The sequence below is a fragment of the Mycobacterium sp. genome, from assembly GCF_044223235.1.
Classification (GTDB): Bacteria; Actinomycetota; Actinomycetes; order Mycobacteriales; family Mycobacteriaceae; genus Mycobacterium.
Window position 1 is genome coordinate 1 of the sequence record NZ_JBGAME010000038.1, and the last position, 16,987, is coordinate 16,987.

The window sequence follows — 16,987 nt, forward strand, 5'->3', positions numbered from 1 at the left end:
CCCGATTTCGCCGAGCAGGTCGACCAGCCCGGGACGTTGTTCGCAGAGACGTTCACGCCCGGGGAGCGCCGCGACGCCGCCGACAAGAGTTCGGTGGCGGCGCGGCACCTGGCGGCCCGCTGGGCGGCCAAAGAGGCGGTCATCAAGGCGTGGTCCGGGTCGCGGTTCGCCCAGCGTCCGGTGCTGCCGGAGAACATCCACCGCGATATCGAGGTCGTCACCGATATGTGGGGCAGGCCGAAGGTGCGGCTCACCGGTGACATCGCCAAGCATCTGGCCGAGGTCACCATTCACGTGTCGCTGACCCATGAGGCCGACACCGCCGCGGCGGTGGCCATCCTCGAAGAGCGCTAGCTCCCCTCAGCTCCCTCACGCCCTCAGCTCCCGGGCGCGAGCGTGCGTGTCTGTACGTCGACTCGCCGCCAGGGGTGTACAAATGCGCACGCTCGCCTGGCGGATTGGCGGCGCATTACCCTCGTCGGCATGAGCGATCTGGTCGAGAGGGTGAGCGAGGTGCTGCCGTCGGTGCGGCGCGACCTCGAGGCGCTGGTCCGCATCGAGTCGGTGTGGGCGGACAAGGAGCGCCGCGGTGAGGTCCAGCGCAGCGCCGAGGCGGTGGCCGGGCTGCTGACCGACGCGGGTTTCCCCGATGTCCGCATCGTCAGCGAGGGTGGCGGCGCCCCTGCCGTGATCGCGCGGCATCCCGCGCCTCCCGGGGCGCCGACCGTGCTGCTCTACGCCCACCACGACGTCCAGCCCGAGGGTGACCACGCCCAGTGGCGGACGGCACCGTTCGAACCGACCGAGCGCGACGGGCGCCTGTACGGCCGCGGCAGCGCCGACGACAAGGCCGGGATCGCCACCCATCTGGCCGCGTTCCGGGCCCACGGAGGCAAGCCGCCCGTCGGGGTGACGGTATTCGTGGAAGGTGAAGAGGAGTCCGGCTCGCCGACGTTGGCGCAGCTGCTCTCGGCGCACCGTGACCTGCTTGCCGCAGATGTCATCGTGATCGCCGACTCCGACAATTGGAGCTCGGAGATTCCGGCGCTGACCGTCTCACTGCGCGGGCTCGTCGATTGCGTGGTCGAGGTGGCCACACTCGATCACGGCCTGCATTCGGGGATCTGGGGCGGCGTGGTGCCCGACGCGCTCACCGCGCTGGTGCGCGTACTGGCGAGCCTGCACGACGACGACGGCAACGTCGCGGTCGCGGGGTTGTACGAGGGCACCGCCGCCGATGTCGACCGTGGCCCCGACTGGGTGCGCCAGGAATCCGGACTGCTCGACGGTGTCTCGCAGATCGGGTCGGGGTCCGTGGTGCAGCGGCTGTGGGCCAAACCGGCGATCACCGTCATCGGCATCGACGCCACCTCGATCGAGAAGTCCTCCAACACCCTGATCCCGAGCGCCCGCGCCAAGGTGAGCATGCGGGTGGCGCCAGGCGGCGACGCGAAGGCTCACCTCGATGCGCTCACCCGCCATCTGCGCGACCACACGCCGTGGGGCGCTCACGTGACCGTCACGCCCGGCGATATCGGCCAGCCTTACGCGATCGACGCCAGCGGGCCGGTGTACGAGACGGTTCGCGCCGCATTCACGACGGCGTGGGGGCACGAGCCCGTCGACATGGGGATGGGTGGCTCCATCCCGTTCATCGCGGAGTTCGCGGCGGCCTTCCCGGACGCCACCGTCCTGGTCACCGGCGTGGAGGACCCCGCGACGCAAGCTCACAGCATCAATGAGAGCCTGCATCTCGGGGTCCTGGCGAAGGCCGCGACCGCGGAGGCCCTGCTGCTGGCCGCGCTGGGTGATCAGACCAGCGCGGGCTCCGGCGCGTGATCGATCGCCGTCGCGACCAGCAGCACACCCAGCCCCACCACCGTCAGTGCCGCACCCGCCCACAGCGGTGAGGTGTAGCCGAGCCCCGCGGTGATGGTCAGACCGCCGATCCAGGCGCCGAGCGCGTTACCGACGTTGAACGCACCGATGTTGGCACCCGACGCCAGCGTCGGCGCTCCCACCGCGTAGTTCATGATCCGCATCTGAAGACCCGGCACCGTGGCGAAACCGAAGGCACCCATCAGGAACAGGGCGGTCGCAGTCAGCACCTTGTCGTGGGCAACGAAGGCGAAGGCCACCAGGATGACCGCCAGCAGCCCCAGGGTCCAGATCAGGGTTGGGGCGAGTGCTCGATCAGCAGCCTTGGCGCCCAACATGTTTCCCGCGACCAGTCCAGCGCCGAAGAGCATCAGCAGCCAGGGCACCGTGGCGGGGGCGAAGCCGGTGACGCCCGTGAGTGTGAACGCGATGTAAGTGAACGCACCGAACATGCCGCCGTAGCCCAGAATCGTGATGACGATCGACAGCCACACCTGCTTGAGCCGGAATGCGGCCAATTCGCCACGTAGCCCGACCTTTTCGTCGTGGTGGACGTCGGGCACCAGGGCGGCGATGCCGATCATCGCCAATACGCCGATCACGGTGATGGCCCAGAACGTCGAACGCCAGCCCAGCTGCTGACCCAGCAGGGTGCCCAGAGGGACCCCGAGCACATTTGCGAGGGTCAGTCCGGTGAACATCAGCGCGATGGCACCGGCACGCTTGGTGGGGGCGACCATGTCGGCGGCCACCACCGAACCGATGCCGAAGAACGCACCGTGGCACAGTGCGGCCACGATGCGGCCGCCGAGCATGATCTCGTAGGTCGGCGCGAGGGCGGACATCAGGTTTCCGACGATGAACAGCACCATCAGGATCAGCAGTGCACGTTTGTGGCTGAGCCTGATCAGCGCGGCGGTCAGGGCGATCGCGCCGACGGCCACCGCCATGGCGTAGCCCGAGATCAGATAACCCGCGGTGGCCTCGTCGACACCGAAGTCGGCGGCGACTTCCGGCAGCAGTCCCATGATTACGAACTCGGTCAACCCGATCCCGAACCCGCCGATGGCGAGTGCGATGAGCCCGAGAGGCATCGCATCGATCCTTCCTGTCTAAGCCTGTAGGAAGCGTATGCAACAATTGCAGACGCCCGATAGATAGTTGCATACGCGGTATACCTGCGCAAGCTGGTATTGTGTGGGCCAGCCAACAGCAAGGAGTCGGGCGTGGGTATCGCAGACGATGCCGTCGAGATCCGGTCACAGGGCTGGCGCACGCTGGCGGCGCTGTATGCGGTGCTCGACACCGCGCTGGAGCGTGCGTTGCAGTCCGAACACGAGCTTTCGGTGGTCGAGTACACGGTTCTCGACGCACTCAGCCGTCAGGACGGCTGGCATATGCGGATGTCACAGCTGGCGCGGGCGGCCGCGCTGAGCAGCAGCGCCACCACGCGGCTGGTGAATCGGCTCGAGGACAGGGATCTGCTGACCCGGATCCTGTGCGCCGACGACCGGCGCGGAATCTACACGGAGCTCACACCGGCCGGGCGCGCCCTGCTGGACGCGGCGCGGCCGACGCACGATTTGACGCTCAAAGACGCCCTCGACGAGGCGGCGCGGGTTCCGGAGCTGTCCCCGCTGGTAGTCGCGCTCGGTGAGCTATCCGTGCGGGCCTAAACGGACAGATCCCGGCGCAGCTTGGCGACGTGGCCGGTGGCCTTCACGTTGTACTGGGCGGCGGCAATGGTGCCCTTCTCGTCGACGAGGAATGTCGAGCGGATGACACCGTGCACGGTCTTGCCGTACATCGTCTTCTCGCCGAACGCGCCCCACGCGGTGAGCACCGTCTTGTCGGGGTCGGACAGCAGCGGGAAGGTCAGGCCCTGATCGTCGCGGAACTTGGCCAGTTTCGCCGGCTTGTCGGGGGAGATGCCGATGACGTCCAGCCCGGCGTCGTTGAGTTCGCCGAGGTTGTCGCGAAAGTCGCAGGCCTGCTTGGTGCAGCCGGGTGTGGACGCGGCGGGATAGAAGTACACGATGACCTTGCGGCCCTCATAGTCCGACAGGTTCACGATGGCACCGTCGGCGTCGGGCAGGCTGAATGACGGGGCTTTATCGCCGACCTCGAGGCGCGGGGTCTGGGCCACGGATGGGTATCCCTTCGTATCGACCGGTGCCCTCCGACGGGTGCCGGTTGATCTAGGGTAGTTCGGCAAGGGCAGCGAACCCGCATCGTGCGGGTGACGTGGAGCGACGCGGACGGCGTGGAGGGAACAGTGGCGGACAGGAATCCCGAGACCATCAAGCAGGAGATCGACCAGGCTCGCAGTCAATTGGCGTCGACTGTCGATTCCCTTGCGGAGCGGGCAAATCCTCAACGCCTGGCCGACGATGCGAAGGCGGCCGTGATCAGGTTCGTCAAGCAGCCCGCCGTGGCGGCGTCACTTGCCGGCCTCGGGGTTGTCGTGGTGGTGGTGACCATCCGGAAGATCAAACGGCGCTGACGGTGTGTGCGCCTGACGGTGTGCGTCCGAGCGGATCAGCCTCGCCGGCCGAGCAGCAGCCAGTCGGCGAACCGGGAGCGTGGCGGGTTGGCGCGGCGGCCGAGGCGGCTGCAGCTGTATACGGCGATGGGAGATTGCGGAGCTACGTCATTGCCGGGAAGTATCCCGGGAGACATTGAAGAGCGTGATGCCGAGCGTGATGTGTGCGATGCAAACGATGTCGTCATCAGCTAATCCCTCCCCTCTCTGCCATTGATCGCTGGCTCGCTTTCTAGAATCTTTCAGCTAACTGAAACTGTAGCATCGTTCGGCGCTTCTATGCAGCGTAAGTGTGTTGGTCGAGGATTGACCGCAATCTCTTGCCGATGTAGCTGCTGAGCGGAGTAGCGGCCGGATGGCACATTCCCAGGAGCGGGTGATGTGCAATCGGCGTGACGCATTGGCGACGCTGCTCGCAACAATGATGTCGTTGCCGGAAGTGGTGGAGCGCTTCCCTCTGGCAGCGCAGTAAGGGATTCCAGCGGTCTGGCGATCTTTGAAAGGCCTACTCCCGCAACCTCATTCGACAAAGAGTCGAGGGATGAGGGTTCGCCGGGCGCGCCGTCGCGGGACAGGCAGCCCGGCCGGGTGGTGGTGCGCCGTCAGGGTTTCGAACCCCGGACCCGCTGATTAAGAGTCAGCTGCTCTACCAACTGAGCTAACGGCGCGCGTGTGCGACAATAACAGGCCCCACCGGGCGGCGTGAAATCGCCTCTCCGTACTGCCCGGATACGACGAGACGGCACCGCCGCCCCGGTCGGCGGTCGCGCTCACTGTCGGGATTGCCCTTAGACTATTGCCAAACGACAACTATTGGTCGCGATCTTCGGGTGTGAGGTGGAGCAAAGCATGTGGCGAGTCCAATCGGTGACCCGTCCGCGTCGGAATCGAGCGTGGGGGGTGGCCGTCGCGCTGATCCCTGCCGTGGTGTTGACGCTGAGCGCGTGCTCCGGTAATTCAGCGCCTCCGCAACCAGAGGTCATTGCTGACAAGGGCACACCCTTTGGCGACCTGCTTGTCCCCAAGCTCTCGGCTTCGGTGAGCGACGGAGCGGTGGGCGTCGCGGTCGACGCCCCCGTGACCGTCAGCGCCGAGGACGGTGTGCTGGGTGCGGTCACCATGGTCAACGAGGCGGGCAAACCGGTGACCGGGGAACTCAGTTCCGACGGGCTGACCTGGTCGACCACCGAGGCCCTCGGCTACAACAAGCGCTACACGATCAACGCGCAGTCGCTCGGCCTGGGCGGGGTCACCAACCGGCAGATGACCTTCCAAACGCATTCGCCGGAAAACCTCACGATGCCCTACGTCGTTCCCAGCGAGGGTGAGGTCGTCGGTGTGGGCCAGCCGGTGGCGATCCGCTTCGACGAGAACATCCCCAACCGGCTTGCCGCGCAGAAGGCGATCAAGATCACTACCACCCCGCCCGTAGAGGGCGCCTTCTACTGGTTGAGCAATCGCGAAGTCCGTTGGCGCCCAGCCGAATACTGGAAGCCCGGCACGAAGGTCGAGGTGAAGGTCAACACTTATGGCGTCGACCTGGGCGACGGGTTGTTCGGCCAGGACAATGTGACCACCGCGTTCACCATCGGTGATCAGGTCATCACCACCGTGAACGACGACACCAAGACGCTGACCGTCAAACGTAACGGCGAGGTGATCAAGACCATGCCGGTGTCGATGGGCAAGAACAGCACGCCGACGAACGTCGGCACTTACATCGTCGGGGATCGCCGGTCCCACATGATCATGGACTCTTCGACCTACGGGGTCGCGGTGAACTCACCCAACGGGTATCGCACCGAGGTGGAGTGGGCGACTCAGATCTCCTACAGCGGCATCTACGTGCACGCCGCGCCGTGGTCGGTGGGCAGCCAGGGCTACAGCAACGTCAGCCACGGCTGCATCAACGTGAGCACGAGCAACGGGCGCTGGTTCTACGACAACAGCAAGCGCGGTGACATCGTCGAGGTCATCAATACCGTGGGCTCGACCCTGCCTGGCACCGACGGTCTCGGTGACTGGAACATCCCGTGGGAGCAGTGGAAGGCCGGCAACGCCAGCATCTGACGCGAGCGTCGGCGCGGTCGAGTGTGAGCCCAGAGCGAGAAGGCCGCGAAAATCTCGCCGCCAATTCACTGGGCGCGAAGAACGCAAAGAAAAGGTCGGAGGGTGTATGACACCCTCCGACCTGCCGGGGTGGCTGACGGGACTCGAACCCGCGACAGCCAGGATCACAACCTGGTGCTCTACCAACTGAACTACAGCCACCATCGCCGCCCGCCCGAGGGCACAGCGGCGTCGTCGATACTAACCGCTCGGGGGCTCTGCAGCCGAATCGGCATCCCCAGAAGGTGGAGCCCATGTGCTCAGCTCGGCCGCGACCGTGGCGATTTCGCTGGTCGACGGCCCGGGTGGGGCGACGAAGGCGGTCTGACGGTAGTACTTCAATTCACGGATCGACTCGATGATGTCTGCCAACGCGCGGTGGGCCAGCCCCTTCTCCGGCTGGCCGTAATAGATCCGTGGATACCAGCGTCTGCACAGCTCCTTGATCGAGCTGACGTCGATCATCCGGTAGTGCAGGAAGTAGTCGAGTTTAGGCATGTCACGGGCGATGAAGCCGCGGTCGGTGGCGATCGAATTGCCGGCCAGCGGCGCCGTCTTCGCGGACCTGACGTGGCCGCGGATGTAGTCGAGCACCATCTCCTCGGCGGCGGCCAGGTCGACGGTGGACGCCCGCACCTCGTCGATCAGCCCTGACTTGCTGTGCATCTGCGCGACCACGTCGATCATCGAGGACAACGACTCCTCGGGGGCGTGGATAACCACGTCGATGCCCTCGCCGAGCACATTCAGATCGGCATCGGTCACCAGCGCCGCGATCTCGATGAGCCGGTCGGACCTCAGATCCAGGCCGGTCATCTCGCAGTCAATCCACACCAGTTCGTCGCGCACAGCGTTCTACAGTATTCGCACTGCCGACATCGAGCCGCTGAGCCCCTCCCGGGGCTGGCCAGTAGGGTTCCGACACATGACCACCGAACCGGGCAGCACCCCCGCCCAGCAGATCGCGGCCGGCTACGCCGTCGATGGCCGGGCGCTCGAACTGGGCAGCGTGGTCGTCGACGGCACCGTCGACCCGGCTGCAAGGGTCCGGATTCCGCTGGCGATGGTCAACCGCCACGGGCTGGTGGCAGGCGCCACCGGCACCGGCAAGACGAAATCGCTGCAGGTGATCGCCGAACAGCTCTCGGCAGCCGGTGTCCCGGTGCTGATGGCCGACGTCAAGGGCGACCTGTCGGGCCTGTCGCGTCCGGGCGCCCCCAACGACAAGACCACGCAGCGGGCCGCCGACACCGGCGATTCGTGGACGCCGACGGCCTACCCGGTGGAGTTCCTGTCGCTGGGCACCACTGGAATCGGTGTGCCTGTGCGCGCCACCATTTCCAGCTTCGGGCCGATCCTGCTGTCGAAGGTGTTGGGGCTCAACAACACCCAGGAATCGACCCTGGGTCTCGTCTTTCACTGGGCAGACCAGAAGGGCCTGCCGCTGCTCGATCTGAAGGATCTGCGTTCGGTGATCCAGTTCCTGACGAGCGACGAGGGTAAGCCGGAACTGAAGGCGCTCGGTGCGGTCTCGACGACGACTGCTGGGGTGATCCTGCGCGCGCTGGTCAACCTCGAGGCCGAGGGGGCCGACACCTTCTTCGGCGAACCCGAACTGGAGCCCAAGGATCTGTTGCGCCTCGACGCCGAGGGCCGCGGCGTGATCACGCTCCTGGAGCTGGGCGCCCAGGCCGCCCGGCCAGTAATGTTCTCGACGTTCCTGATGTGGGTGCTCGCCGATCTCTTCACCACCCTTCCCGAGGTCGGTGACCTGGACCAACCCAAGTTGGTGTTCTTCTTCGACGAAGCCCATCTGCTGTTCACCGACGCCTCGAAGGCCTTCCTCGAGCAGGTCGAGCAGACGGTCAAGCTGATCCGCTCCAAGGGCGTCGGCGTGTTCTTCTGCACCCAGCTGCCCACCGATGTGCCCAACAACGTGCTCAGCCAGCTCGGTGGGCGCATTCAGCACGCGCTGCGGGCGTTCACCCCCGACGACCAGAAGGCGCTGTCGAAAACGGTCCGCACTTACCCCAAGACCAGCGCCTACGACCTGGAGTCCGCGCTCACCTCGCTGGGCATCGGCGAGGCGGTGGTGACGGTGCTCTCCGAACGCGGCGCGCCGACGCCGGTGGCGTGGACGCGGATGCGCGCCCCGCGTTCGCTGATGGACACCATCGGCCCCGACGCGATCGCGGCCGCGGCCGCGGCCAGCCCGCTGCAGGCGGAGTACGGCCAGACCATCGACCGCGATTCGGCCTACGAGCGGTTGGCCAGCCGCCTGGCCCCGCCGCCCGCAGCAATTCCGCCGCCTGCACCGACCCCACCGCCCGCGCCAATGGATTGGCCGCCCGTCCCGCAGCCGATCGACGTGCCGCCGATGCCGCCACCGGCCGCCCCGCCCGAGCCGGGTTTCTTCGACAAGATGATGGAGAATCCCGCGTTCAAGAGCGCGATGCGCTCGGCGGGGACTGTCATCGGACGCGAGATCACCCGCAGCATCTTCGGCACCGGCCGCCGCAGGCGCCGCTGATCCCCGGCGAAGTAGCGGCCTTGGCTGTTGTCGGGGCGAATCTACAGCCGGGGGCGCTATTTCGGCGCAGAAAGAGGATCAGCCGCCGCCGAGGCGCTTGTAGATCGCGCCGACGATCGGCGTCACCACCACCCTCGGCGGGTAGCCGCTGGCCACGGACATCGCCTTGGACGTCAGGCCGGGAACGACGCGCATCTTGTTGTGCTCCAGCCCGTTCAGCGACACCTTGGCGGTGTGCTCGGTGGAGATCCACAGGAAATCCGGGATCAGCCTCTCGATGAGGGAGCGATCCGCGTGGTCCGGCAGTTCGGTGCGGACCGGTCCGGGGGCCAGCAGCGTGACGTGCACGCCGACCGCCTTCACTTCACCGCGCAGCGACTCGCTGAACGTGTTGGCGAACGCCTTGGTCGCGGCGTAGGTCGCATTGTTCGGGATCGGTGAGTTGCCCGCCACCGACCCGGAGATCAGGATGCCGCCCGCCTTGCGCGCGACCATCCCCGGCAGCACCGCCAGTGTGAGGTCGTGCACGCCGAGGACGTTCAGCTGCACCTGGGCCTGCTCGGCGGCCACGTCCAGCGAGGCCACCGGGCCGAACGTCGCTGTTCCGGCGTTGGCGCACAGGATCGAGACGGTGCGCGACGCGAGTTCGTCGGCCAGGTTGGCGCGTTCGGCCGGGTCGCCGAGGTCGACGGGTCGCACCTCGACGGTCACGCCGTACCGCGCGGTGAGCCGGTTGGCCAGCGCGGTCAGCGCATCCTCACGCCGTGCGGTCACGATCAGATGGTGGCCCCGCGCGGCGAGTTCGGTGGCTAGCGCAGCCCCGATGTTCTGCGACGCACCGGTGACGACGGCCCGGGCGTCCGGGCTGGGGGCGGGGACTGGCATGGGCCTATCGTAAAAGCCCTAGGGTGGCGGTCATGATCAACCCCGTACGCCTGCGGGTGCTGGCGTGGGCGTTGTGGGATTGCGGATCGACGGGGATGTCCGCGATCGTCGTAACCTTCGTGTTCTCGGTGTACCTCACCGGGACCGTCGGCGCCGACCTACCCGGCGACACCAGTCCGGCCAGCTGGCTGGGGCGGGCGCTGGCCGCCGCTGGTGTGGTCGTTGCGCTGCTGGCCCCCGCGACCGGGATCTGGGTGCAGGCGCCCCGGCGCCGGCGCCGGGTGCTGGCGCTGCTCACCGGCGTGCTGGTGGTGCTGACGGCCGCGATGAGCCTGATCGCCGACGATCACCGCTACCTGATACCCGGCCTGATCCTGCTGGCGTGCACCGCGGCGTGCAATGAGCTGGCGACGGTGCCCTACAACGCCATGCTGCGTCAGCTCGCGACCCAGCAGAACTCGGGCAGGATATCCGGATTCGGTTGGGCCATGGGCTATTTCGGCAGTGTCGCGCTGCTTCTACTGGTGTACTTCGGTTTCGTCTCCGGCACCGGAGACACCCGGGGCTTCCTGCACCTTCCCGTCGAAGGCGGCCAGAACGTACGCGTCGTGATGTTGCTGGCAGCCGCATGGTTCTTGCTGTTCGCACTGCCGTTGTTGCTCGTCCCGCCGAGTCCGACGCCCGGCGACGACGTGCCGCACGCACGCGTCGGGTTCCTCGGCGCCTATCGCACGCTGTGGACGGAGATCGTGGGGGAGTGGCGGCGCGACCGCAATGTCGTCTACTACCTGCTGGCCAGCGCGGTGTTCCGGGACGGGCTGGCGGGGGTGTTCGCGTTCGGGGCAGTTCTCGGCGTGACCGTGTACGGGGTCTCCGACGCCGACATCCTGCTGTTCGGTGTCACCGGGAGCGCAGTCGCCGCGGTCGGTGCCATCGCGGGCGGCCAGGCCGACGACCGCGTCGGCTCCAAACCCGTGATCGTCGGTTCGTTGACCGCGTTGATCGCCGTCGGGCTCACGCTGTTCACGCTGTCGGGCCCGCTGGCGTTCTGGGTCTGCGGTCTGCTGCTGTGTGTCTTCATCGGTCCCACGCAATCGGCGGCCCGAACGCTGATGCTGAGGCTGGCGGCCGACGGCAAGGAAGGTGTGGCGTTCGGCCTCTACACCACCGCGGGCCGGGCGGTGTCCTTCTTGGCGCCGTGGTTGTTCTACACATTCATCGACGTGTTCGGCACCGACCGCGCGGGCCTGGTCGGACTTTGCGTGGTGCTGGTGGCCGGGCTGGCCGCGATGCTCGCGGTGCGCGTCCCCAGTCGCGTGACGGCCCCCTAGCCGCCCCTAGCCGGCCGCGACGCAGATGGTCAGTCCCGATCCGGTGTTCTTCTGGACGACGGTGCCGTTGACGGTCACCGTGCAGCTGACCTCACGACCGACGTTGATGATGCTGATGCTGGCCGTACCCTCCGCGGGCCTGGGCAGCTGCACCTCCTTGCTCCAGGGCAGCATGACGTTGAACTCGGTCTGCAGCACGCCACCGGTGTCCAGGTAGGTCAGGTTGATGGCCCTGCCGGTGCCGGACACGTCGTAGGTCACGGTGTCGGTCGCGCCCGGTGTCGCCGATGCGGTGGGCGGGGTGGTGATCGGGCCGGGAAGCGCAGGTGCCGGCGTCGGCGAGGTGGTCGCGGAGGTCCTCGGCGGCCGCGTGGTGGTCGTCGTCGGCGTCGGGGTGCGCGTCGGTGTCTGGGTCGCCAAGCTCGGCTCGGGCATCGGCGGCGGCGGCGCGACGACGGTGTCCTGCCCCGAGCTGTTGGCGATGACCAGGGCGATGACCAGCGCGACCACCACGAGGACAGCGGCGCCTGCCACCAGCCACAGCCATCGGGGCGGCTGTGGCCCGCCCGGAGGTGGGGGTGGTTCGGTGGGCTGCTGGCCGTACTGTCCGGCCGTGTAGGGCGAGTACTCGTAACCGTAAGGCGGATACGGCGGGAGCCGCTCGGTGGGCGGCGGTGTCGGAGCCGGGTATGCCTGCCCGTAGGGCGTCTGGCCGGCGTAGGCGGGGTCGGTGGATCCGTACCCGCTGTAACCGTTGCCCAGTGGCTGGGTCGGCTCGGCTCCGTCGCGCCGTGGTGAATCCGTCATGCCCACCTCATGGCTGCCACGGTACCTGCGTGACCTGTTGCGCGGCCCGACCCTGTACCGAATGCGTGGGTGCCCGGTCGGCAGGTCCGCGCGCACCGGTCCGCGCGGCGGGCGTTTGCCCGGTGGGCAGCCCGGCGGGTGGGTGTGCAGAATTGACCCGTGGGTGGCCACGTCCGGGTCAATTACGGCGCATCGCTGTCGCCGGATGCCACCGCGTTCGCCCATCTTGTGGACGACGGCGGTTACCCGCGCGCCGTGCAACGCTTCCTGCGCGGTTGGCGCGCCAGCTCGTCGCGCGACGTCGAGCTCCCGGTCGCCGGACCCGTCACCCGCGTCATCCACTCCGCCGACGGTCACTGGCTGGCGTGCGAGGTTGCCCCAGAGGGCGGCACCCGCAGCCAGATCTGGGTCGTGACAACCGATCCCGACGACCGCGATGCGCGCCGTATCGACCACTGGCCCGGGGGCGGCTTGGAGGGCACCGCCGAGCTGATTGGCTGGGACGGCAGCCAGGTGGCGGCGATCCTCACCGGTGAGGACGGTATCGGCAGCTCATGCCTGATCGATCCCGCCACCACCGACGTCGTCGTGCTGGACCGCCGCTCGGGAGGCCGGCTCGTCGACGCGTGGGCCGGCACCTCTTTGGTCCGGGTCGGCCCGCGCGGCTATCGGGATCTGATCATGTTGCGCGGTCTCACCGAAATGGCGTTGCTGCCGTCGGATCCCGGCTCCACGACCGACCAGGGCGTCATCCTCGACGACCACCAGCCCCGCCGAGTGCGTTCGGGTCTCGACGGCGACCTGGCTCTGGTGCAGCCAGGCATGGACTTCGGCGTCAACAGCCCTGAAGGCTACGTGCGCGCCCTGATCCGCAGCGACAACGGCGCCGAACACGCCCGCCTGGTCGAGGTGACCTCCATGCCAGAGGGGGTGTCCTATCACGTGGTGGCCGAGCGTCCCGGCCACGAGCTCGACGAGTTCGCGGTCAGTGACGACCTGTCGACGGTGGCGCTGTTGTGGAACGTCGACGGATGCAGCGAGCTGCAGGTCCTGGAGTACGTCGACGGCACCCTGTCCGAGCCCATCCCGCTGCCCGGCCCGGTGGCCAGCCAGCTGAGTATCAGCGCGGGCGGCTCGATGGTGGCGCTGACGGTCGAGGGCCCGTCGCTGCCGCCGACGGTCGAGCTGGTCGATCCCCGCAGCCGCGAGTGGGAACGCATCGATCGTCAGCCCAGCCTCGGGCCGGTCACCGGCGCACCCCATCTGGTACGGATCACCGCCAGGGACGGGCTGGCGTTGACCGCGTGGCTGTATCGCCCGCCGGAACACGTCGAGCCGATCGGGGCGATGATCTTCCTGCACGGCGGTCCCGAGGGACAGGCCCGGCCGGGGTACAACGAGTTCTTCCCGCCATTGCTGGACGCGGGCATCGCGGTGCTGACACCAAATGTGCGCGGTTCGGGGGGCTTTGGGCGGACGTTCGTGCACGCCGACGACAAGGAACTGCGGTTCGCCGCGATCGACGACGTCGCTGACTGCGCCCAGTTCCTGGTCGCCAACGGGCTCGCGCGGGCCGACCGGATCGCGTGCAGCGGCTGGTCCTACGGGGGCTATCTGACCCAGGCGGCGATGAGCTTTCACCCGGAGAAGTTCGCCGCGGGAATCAGCATCTGCGGCATGAGCGATCTGAACACCTTCTACCGCAACACCGAACCCTGGATCGCGGCGGCCGCCTACCCGGAGTACGGCCATCCGGTCAGCGACCGGGACCTGCTGGACCGGCTGTCACCGTTGCTGCGCGCACCCGCGCTGACGTCGCCGCTGCTCCTGGTGCACGGCGGCAATGACACAAACGTTCCGCCGGGCGAATCCCGGCAGATGTTCGAGGCCCTTCAGGCGCTGGAACGCACGGTCGAGCTGCTGTTCTTCGATGACGACGGGCACGAAATCGTCAAGCGGGAGAACCGCGCCGTGCTAGTCGATGCGATGAAGCGCTGGCTCACCAGAGCCTTTGGCGACGTTGTGCCGGCCCCGATTTCCTGACAGTCCGTGAAAGGCGCTTGCCGGGCTGAGGTTTCCGGAGTCGCCAGGGTCTTCAGAGGTTTGCGGGTTTGCCGAACTTGCACTCCGGGTAAACGTTCTTGCGCGCCGCAGCGGCACGCGGAAGAGATGGAGGGCATGGCATGCGAGGAATTCTCGGGGTCATCGTGCTCGTCTGGCTGCTGGTCGGCGTCGTAGCCGCCTATCAGCGCGACTACTTCACGGGCGATGAGAACAATTGCGCCACTGGGGGGAGTATCGCGTTGACTGTGGTCGCCGGTCCGCTGAACTACGCGGGGGTGAATCCGAAGGTGACTGATTGCAACCTTCCAGAGCCCAGCCAGTGACGCACTGACAGTAACCAATTCACAGTAGAAATGGAGCGGCAATGATTGTCCTTGGAGCTATTTTGCTCGTCCTCGGGTTGATCTTCGGGATCTCGATCCTCACCTACATCGGTGTGGTGCTTCTGGTGATCGGGGCGGTTTTCTGGGTGCTGGGCGCCGCAGGACGTCCCATCGGAGGCCGAAAAGTCTGGTACTAGTTCGGCTGTCGCACTCAGTCGCCTTTTCCGGCCGAGGTCAGCGCTGCAACCGTCATCCGACGCAGGATGGCGCGAGAGCCGGCCTCGGCCGGTTTGGCTGCACCGGATTTCACGCTGTGCGGCGTCGAGTTGAGCAGTCCGAACGTGGCGTGTGCCATCAACCGCGCCTCCGCCTCGCCGAGGTCTTCGTGTAGCCGGTCTTCGTGTAGCCGACGCAAGGCCTCGACCCAGATCTCGACATACTGACGCTGCGCGCGGCGTACCTGACGCTTGGCCGATTCGGGCAGATGACCGAGATCGCGGTCCTGGATGCGGATCAGATCGGACTCGCCGAGGGCGAAGTCGAGATGGAAGTCGATCAGCCCGTCGAGCGCCGAGCGCGGATCCTCAACCTGCTCCACGACGTCGCGGGCGCCCCTGAGTAGTCGTGTGCTGATGCCGACCAACAACTCCACCAGCAGCGCTTCCTTGTTGGGAAAGTGGCGGTAGATCGCGGGTCCACTGACCCCGGCCGCGGCGCCGATGTCCTCGAGCCGGACCGCAAGATAGCCGCGCTCGGCCACCAGCCGCTCGGCGGCAGCGATCAGTTGGGAGCGCCGGTCGGACTTGGCCCTGCTGCGACGCGTCGAGGCCGGCCCTGACGCCCTGGAAGATGACCCGGACGCTATCGACGTCATCTCTACTCCCCGAGCGATGGTGGACATCTCAGTTAACGATCACTAACATACTACTAGTTAGTCGTCATTAACTGAGACAGGTTCAACGATGACACCGCCGATCTCGCATCGTGACCAGCACCTTGCGCTGGTGGCTCGCCTGCGCGCCAAACTCACCGCCGCGGCTCTCGGGGGGCCCGCTGCGGCCAGGGAGCGCCATGTCGGCCGAGGCAAGCTGCTCCCGCGCGACCGGGTGGACGGGCTGCTCGATCCCGGCAGTCCGTTCCTGGAGTTGGGACCGCTCGCCGCGGACGGCATGTACGACGACGAGTGCCCCGGCGCCGGGATGATCGCCGGAATCGGGCGGGTATCCGGGCGCGAATGCATGGTCGTCGCCAACGACGCGACGGTCAAAGGGGGCACCTACTACCCGATCACGGTCAAGAAACATCTTCGCGCCCAGGAGATTGCGGGCCAGAACCGGCTGCCCTGCCTCTACCTGGTGGATTCGGGCGGTGCGTTCCTGCCGCGTCAGGACGAGGTGTTCCCCGATCGCGACCACTTCGGCCGGATTTTCTACAACCAGGCCACGTTGAGCGCCAAAGGTATTCCGCAGATCGCCGCGGTGCTCGGCTCATGCACCGCGGGCGGTGCCTATGTCCCCGCGATGAGCGACGAGGCCGTCATCGTGCGCAATCAGGGCACGATCTTCCTGGGTGGCCCGCCGCTGGTGAAGGCCGCGACCGGTGAGGTCGTCAGCGCCGAGGACCTCGGGGGCGGTGACCTGCACGCGAAGAAGTCCGGGGTGGCCGACCACCTGGCTCACGACGACCGCGATGCGCTGCGGATCGTTCGCCGCATCGTGTCGACCCTGGGGCCGCGCAGCGCGCCGCCGTGGGACGTCACCGACACGGTCGACGCAGTGGCCGACCAGACCGAGTTGTACGACGTGGTGCCGATCGATCCGCGGGTGCCCTACGATGTGCACGAGGTCATCGGCCGCGTCGTCGACGGCGGTGAGTTCGCGGAGTTCAAGGCCGAGTACGGCAGCACCCTGGTCACCGGGTTCGCACGCATCCACGGACACCCCGTCGGGATCGTCGCCAACAACGGCGTGCTGTTCAGCGAATCCGCGCTCAAGGGTGCGCATTTCATCGAGTTGTGCGACAAGAGAACGACCCCGCTGCTGTTCCTGCAGAACATCTCCGGGTTCATGGTCGGGCGCGAATACGAGGCAGGCGGTATCGCCAAGCACGGCGCGAAGATGGTGACGGCCGTCGCGTGCGCCCGTGTCCCGAAGCTTACGGTGGTCATCGGCGGGTCATACGGCGCGGGCAACTACTCGATGTGCGGCAGGGCCTACTCTCCGAGGTTCCTGTGGATGTGGCCGAACGCCAGGATCTCGGTCATGGGCGGCGAGCAGGCCGCCTCGGTGCTGGCCACTGTGCGCGGCGACATGACCGCGCAGGAAGCCGAGGAGTTCAAGGCGCCGATCCGCGAGCAGTACGAGCGCCAGGGCAATCCGTACTATTCCACCGCGAGGCTGTGGGACGACGGCGTCATCGATCCGGCGGATACCAGAATGGTTGTTGGACTGGCCCTTTCGGTCGTGGGTCAAGCACCGTTGGATCCGGTCTCCTACGGCGTCTTCCGGATGTGATGGGA

At 67.2% G+C, this 16,987-nt stretch carries 17 protein-coding genes and 2 tRNA genes; 11 read left to right on the plus strand and 8 right to left on the minus strand.

Annotated features, from left to right (window positions below; translation table 11 throughout):
• Both acpS and ADBZ6K_RS25140 read left to right on the plus strand, forming a co-directional pair.
• The coding region (gene acpS / locus ADBZ6K_RS25135) for a holo-ACP synthase AcpS (RefSeq protein WP_526351841.1) at positions 1–354 on the plus strand (354 nt) is incomplete at its 5' end.
• 129 nt (positions 355–483) lie between these two features.
• On the plus strand, positions 484–1,839 hold the full coding sequence (locus ADBZ6K_RS25140; protein WP_526351843.1) for a dipeptidase: 1,356 nt from the start codon (positions 484–486) through the stop codon (positions 1,837–1,839).
• Here ADBZ6K_RS25140 and ADBZ6K_RS25145 read toward each other — a convergent pair.
• Positions 1,812–2,972, minus strand: coding sequence for an MFS transporter (locus ADBZ6K_RS25145; RefSeq protein WP_526351845.1), 1,161 nt, complete (start codon positions 2,970–2,972; stop codon positions 1,812–1,814). The two genes, ADBZ6K_RS25140 and ADBZ6K_RS25145, sit on opposite strands and share 28 nt — an antisense overlap.
• Positions 2,973–3,104: 132 nt before the next feature.
• Here ADBZ6K_RS25145 and ADBZ6K_RS25150 point away from each other — a divergent pair, with 132 nt between their 5' ends.
• Complete coding sequence (locus tag ADBZ6K_RS25150; RefSeq protein WP_526351847.1) at positions 3,105–3,554, plus strand: MarR family winged helix-turn-helix transcriptional regulator; 450 nt, start codon at positions 3,105–3,107, stop codon at positions 3,552–3,554.
• Here ADBZ6K_RS25150 and bcp read toward each other — a convergent pair.
• The gene (gene bcp / locus ADBZ6K_RS25155) at positions 3,551–4,024 is read right to left on the minus strand and encodes a thioredoxin-dependent thiol peroxidase (protein ID WP_526351849.1); all 474 of its coding nucleotides are present in this window, start codon (positions 4,022–4,024) and stop codon (positions 3,551–3,553) included. The two genes, ADBZ6K_RS25150 and bcp, sit on opposite strands and share 4 nt — an antisense overlap.
• A gap of 129 nt (positions 4,025–4,153) precedes the next feature.
• On the opposite strand from bcp, the gene ADBZ6K_RS25160 reads away from it, so the two are divergent.
• Complete coding sequence (locus tag ADBZ6K_RS25160; protein ID WP_526351897.1) at positions 4,154–4,381, plus strand: DUF3618 domain-containing protein; 228 nt, start codon at positions 4,154–4,156, stop codon at positions 4,379–4,381.
• 631 nt (positions 4,382–5,012) lie between these two features.
• Here the strand turns inward: ADBZ6K_RS25160 and ADBZ6K_RS25165 are convergent.
• A tRNA-Lys gene (locus ADBZ6K_RS25165) sits at positions 5,013–5,088 on the minus strand.
• A 181-nt stretch (positions 5,089–5,269) separates the two neighbouring features.
• On the opposite strand from ADBZ6K_RS25165, the gene ADBZ6K_RS25170 reads away from it, so the two are divergent.
• Complete coding sequence (locus ADBZ6K_RS25170) at positions 5,270–6,490, plus strand: Ig-like domain-containing protein (RefSeq protein ID WP_526351851.1); 1,221 nt, start codon at positions 5,270–5,272, stop codon at positions 6,488–6,490.
• Between the two features lie 128 nt (positions 6,491–6,618).
• Here the strand turns inward: ADBZ6K_RS25170 and ADBZ6K_RS25175 are convergent.
• Positions 6,619–6,691: transfer RNA gene (locus ADBZ6K_RS25175), tRNA-His, on the minus strand.
• A gap of 39 nt (positions 6,692–6,730) precedes the next feature.
• A complete protein-coding gene (gene orn, locus ADBZ6K_RS25180; protein WP_526351853.1) occupies positions 6,731–7,378 on the minus strand; it encodes an oligoribonuclease in 648 nt (215 codons plus the stop codon).
• A gap of 76 nt (positions 7,379–7,454) precedes the next feature.
• Between orn and ADBZ6K_RS25185 the strand changes: the two genes are divergently transcribed.
• A complete protein-coding gene (locus tag ADBZ6K_RS25185; protein WP_526351855.1) occupies positions 7,455–9,059 on the plus strand; it encodes a helicase HerA-like domain-containing protein in 1,605 nt (534 codons plus the stop codon).
• Between the two features lie 78 nt (positions 9,060–9,137).
• Here the strand turns inward: ADBZ6K_RS25185 and cmrA are convergent, their stop codons facing one another.
• Complete coding sequence (cmrA, locus tag ADBZ6K_RS25190) at positions 9,138–9,944, minus strand: mycolate reductase (protein WP_526351857.1); 807 nt, start codon at positions 9,942–9,944, stop codon at positions 9,138–9,140.
• A gap of 32 nt (positions 9,945–9,976) precedes the next feature.
• Between cmrA and ADBZ6K_RS25195 the strand changes: the two genes are divergently transcribed.
• Entirely contained in the window at positions 9,977–11,275 is a 1,299-nt protein-coding gene (locus ADBZ6K_RS25195) for an MFS transporter (RefSeq protein WP_526351859.1), read from the plus strand.
• A gap of 6 nt (positions 11,276–11,281) precedes the next feature.
• Here the strand turns inward: ADBZ6K_RS25195 and ADBZ6K_RS25200 are convergent, their stop codons facing one another.
• Positions 11,282–12,082, minus strand: a complete 801-nt coding sequence (locus ADBZ6K_RS25200) for an MmpS family transport accessory protein (protein ID WP_526351861.1) — start codon at positions 12,080–12,082, stop codon at positions 11,282–11,284.
• Positions 12,083–12,241: 159 nt separating this feature from the next.
• On the opposite strand from ADBZ6K_RS25200, the gene ADBZ6K_RS25205 reads away from it, so the two are divergent.
• The 3 genes from ADBZ6K_RS25205 to ADBZ6K_RS25215 all read left to right on the plus strand — a co-directional run bounded on the left by ADBZ6K_RS25205 (position 12,242) and on the right by ADBZ6K_RS25215 (position 14,666).
• The gene (locus ADBZ6K_RS25205) at positions 12,242–14,125 is read left to right on the plus strand and encodes an alpha/beta hydrolase family protein (protein ID WP_526351863.1); all 1,884 of its coding nucleotides are present in this window, start codon (positions 12,242–12,244) and stop codon (positions 14,123–14,125) included.
• Between the two features lie 140 nt (positions 14,126–14,265).
• Entirely contained in the window at positions 14,266–14,469 is a 204-nt protein-coding gene (locus ADBZ6K_RS25210; protein ID WP_526351865.1) for a hypothetical protein, read from the plus strand.
• Positions 14,470–14,510: 41 nt separating this feature from the next.
• The gene (locus ADBZ6K_RS25215; RefSeq protein ID WP_526351867.1) at positions 14,511–14,666 is read left to right on the plus strand and encodes a hypothetical protein; all 156 of its coding nucleotides are present in this window, start codon (positions 14,511–14,513) and stop codon (positions 14,664–14,666) included.
• A gap of 14 nt (positions 14,667–14,680) precedes the next feature.
• Here the strand turns inward: ADBZ6K_RS25215 and ADBZ6K_RS25220 are convergent, their stop codons facing one another.
• The gene (locus ADBZ6K_RS25220; RefSeq protein WP_526351869.1) at positions 14,681–15,343 is read right to left on the minus strand and encodes an SACE_7040 family transcriptional regulator; all 663 of its coding nucleotides are present in this window, start codon (positions 15,341–15,343) and stop codon (positions 14,681–14,683) included.
• A gap of 88 nt (positions 15,344–15,431) precedes the next feature.
• On the opposite strand from ADBZ6K_RS25220, the gene ADBZ6K_RS25225 reads away from it, so the two are divergent.
• Positions 15,432–16,982, plus strand: coding sequence for a carboxyl transferase domain-containing protein (locus ADBZ6K_RS25225; protein WP_526351871.1), 1,551 nt, complete (start codon positions 15,432–15,434; stop codon positions 16,980–16,982).
• Positions 16,983–16,987: the final 5 nt, after the last annotated feature.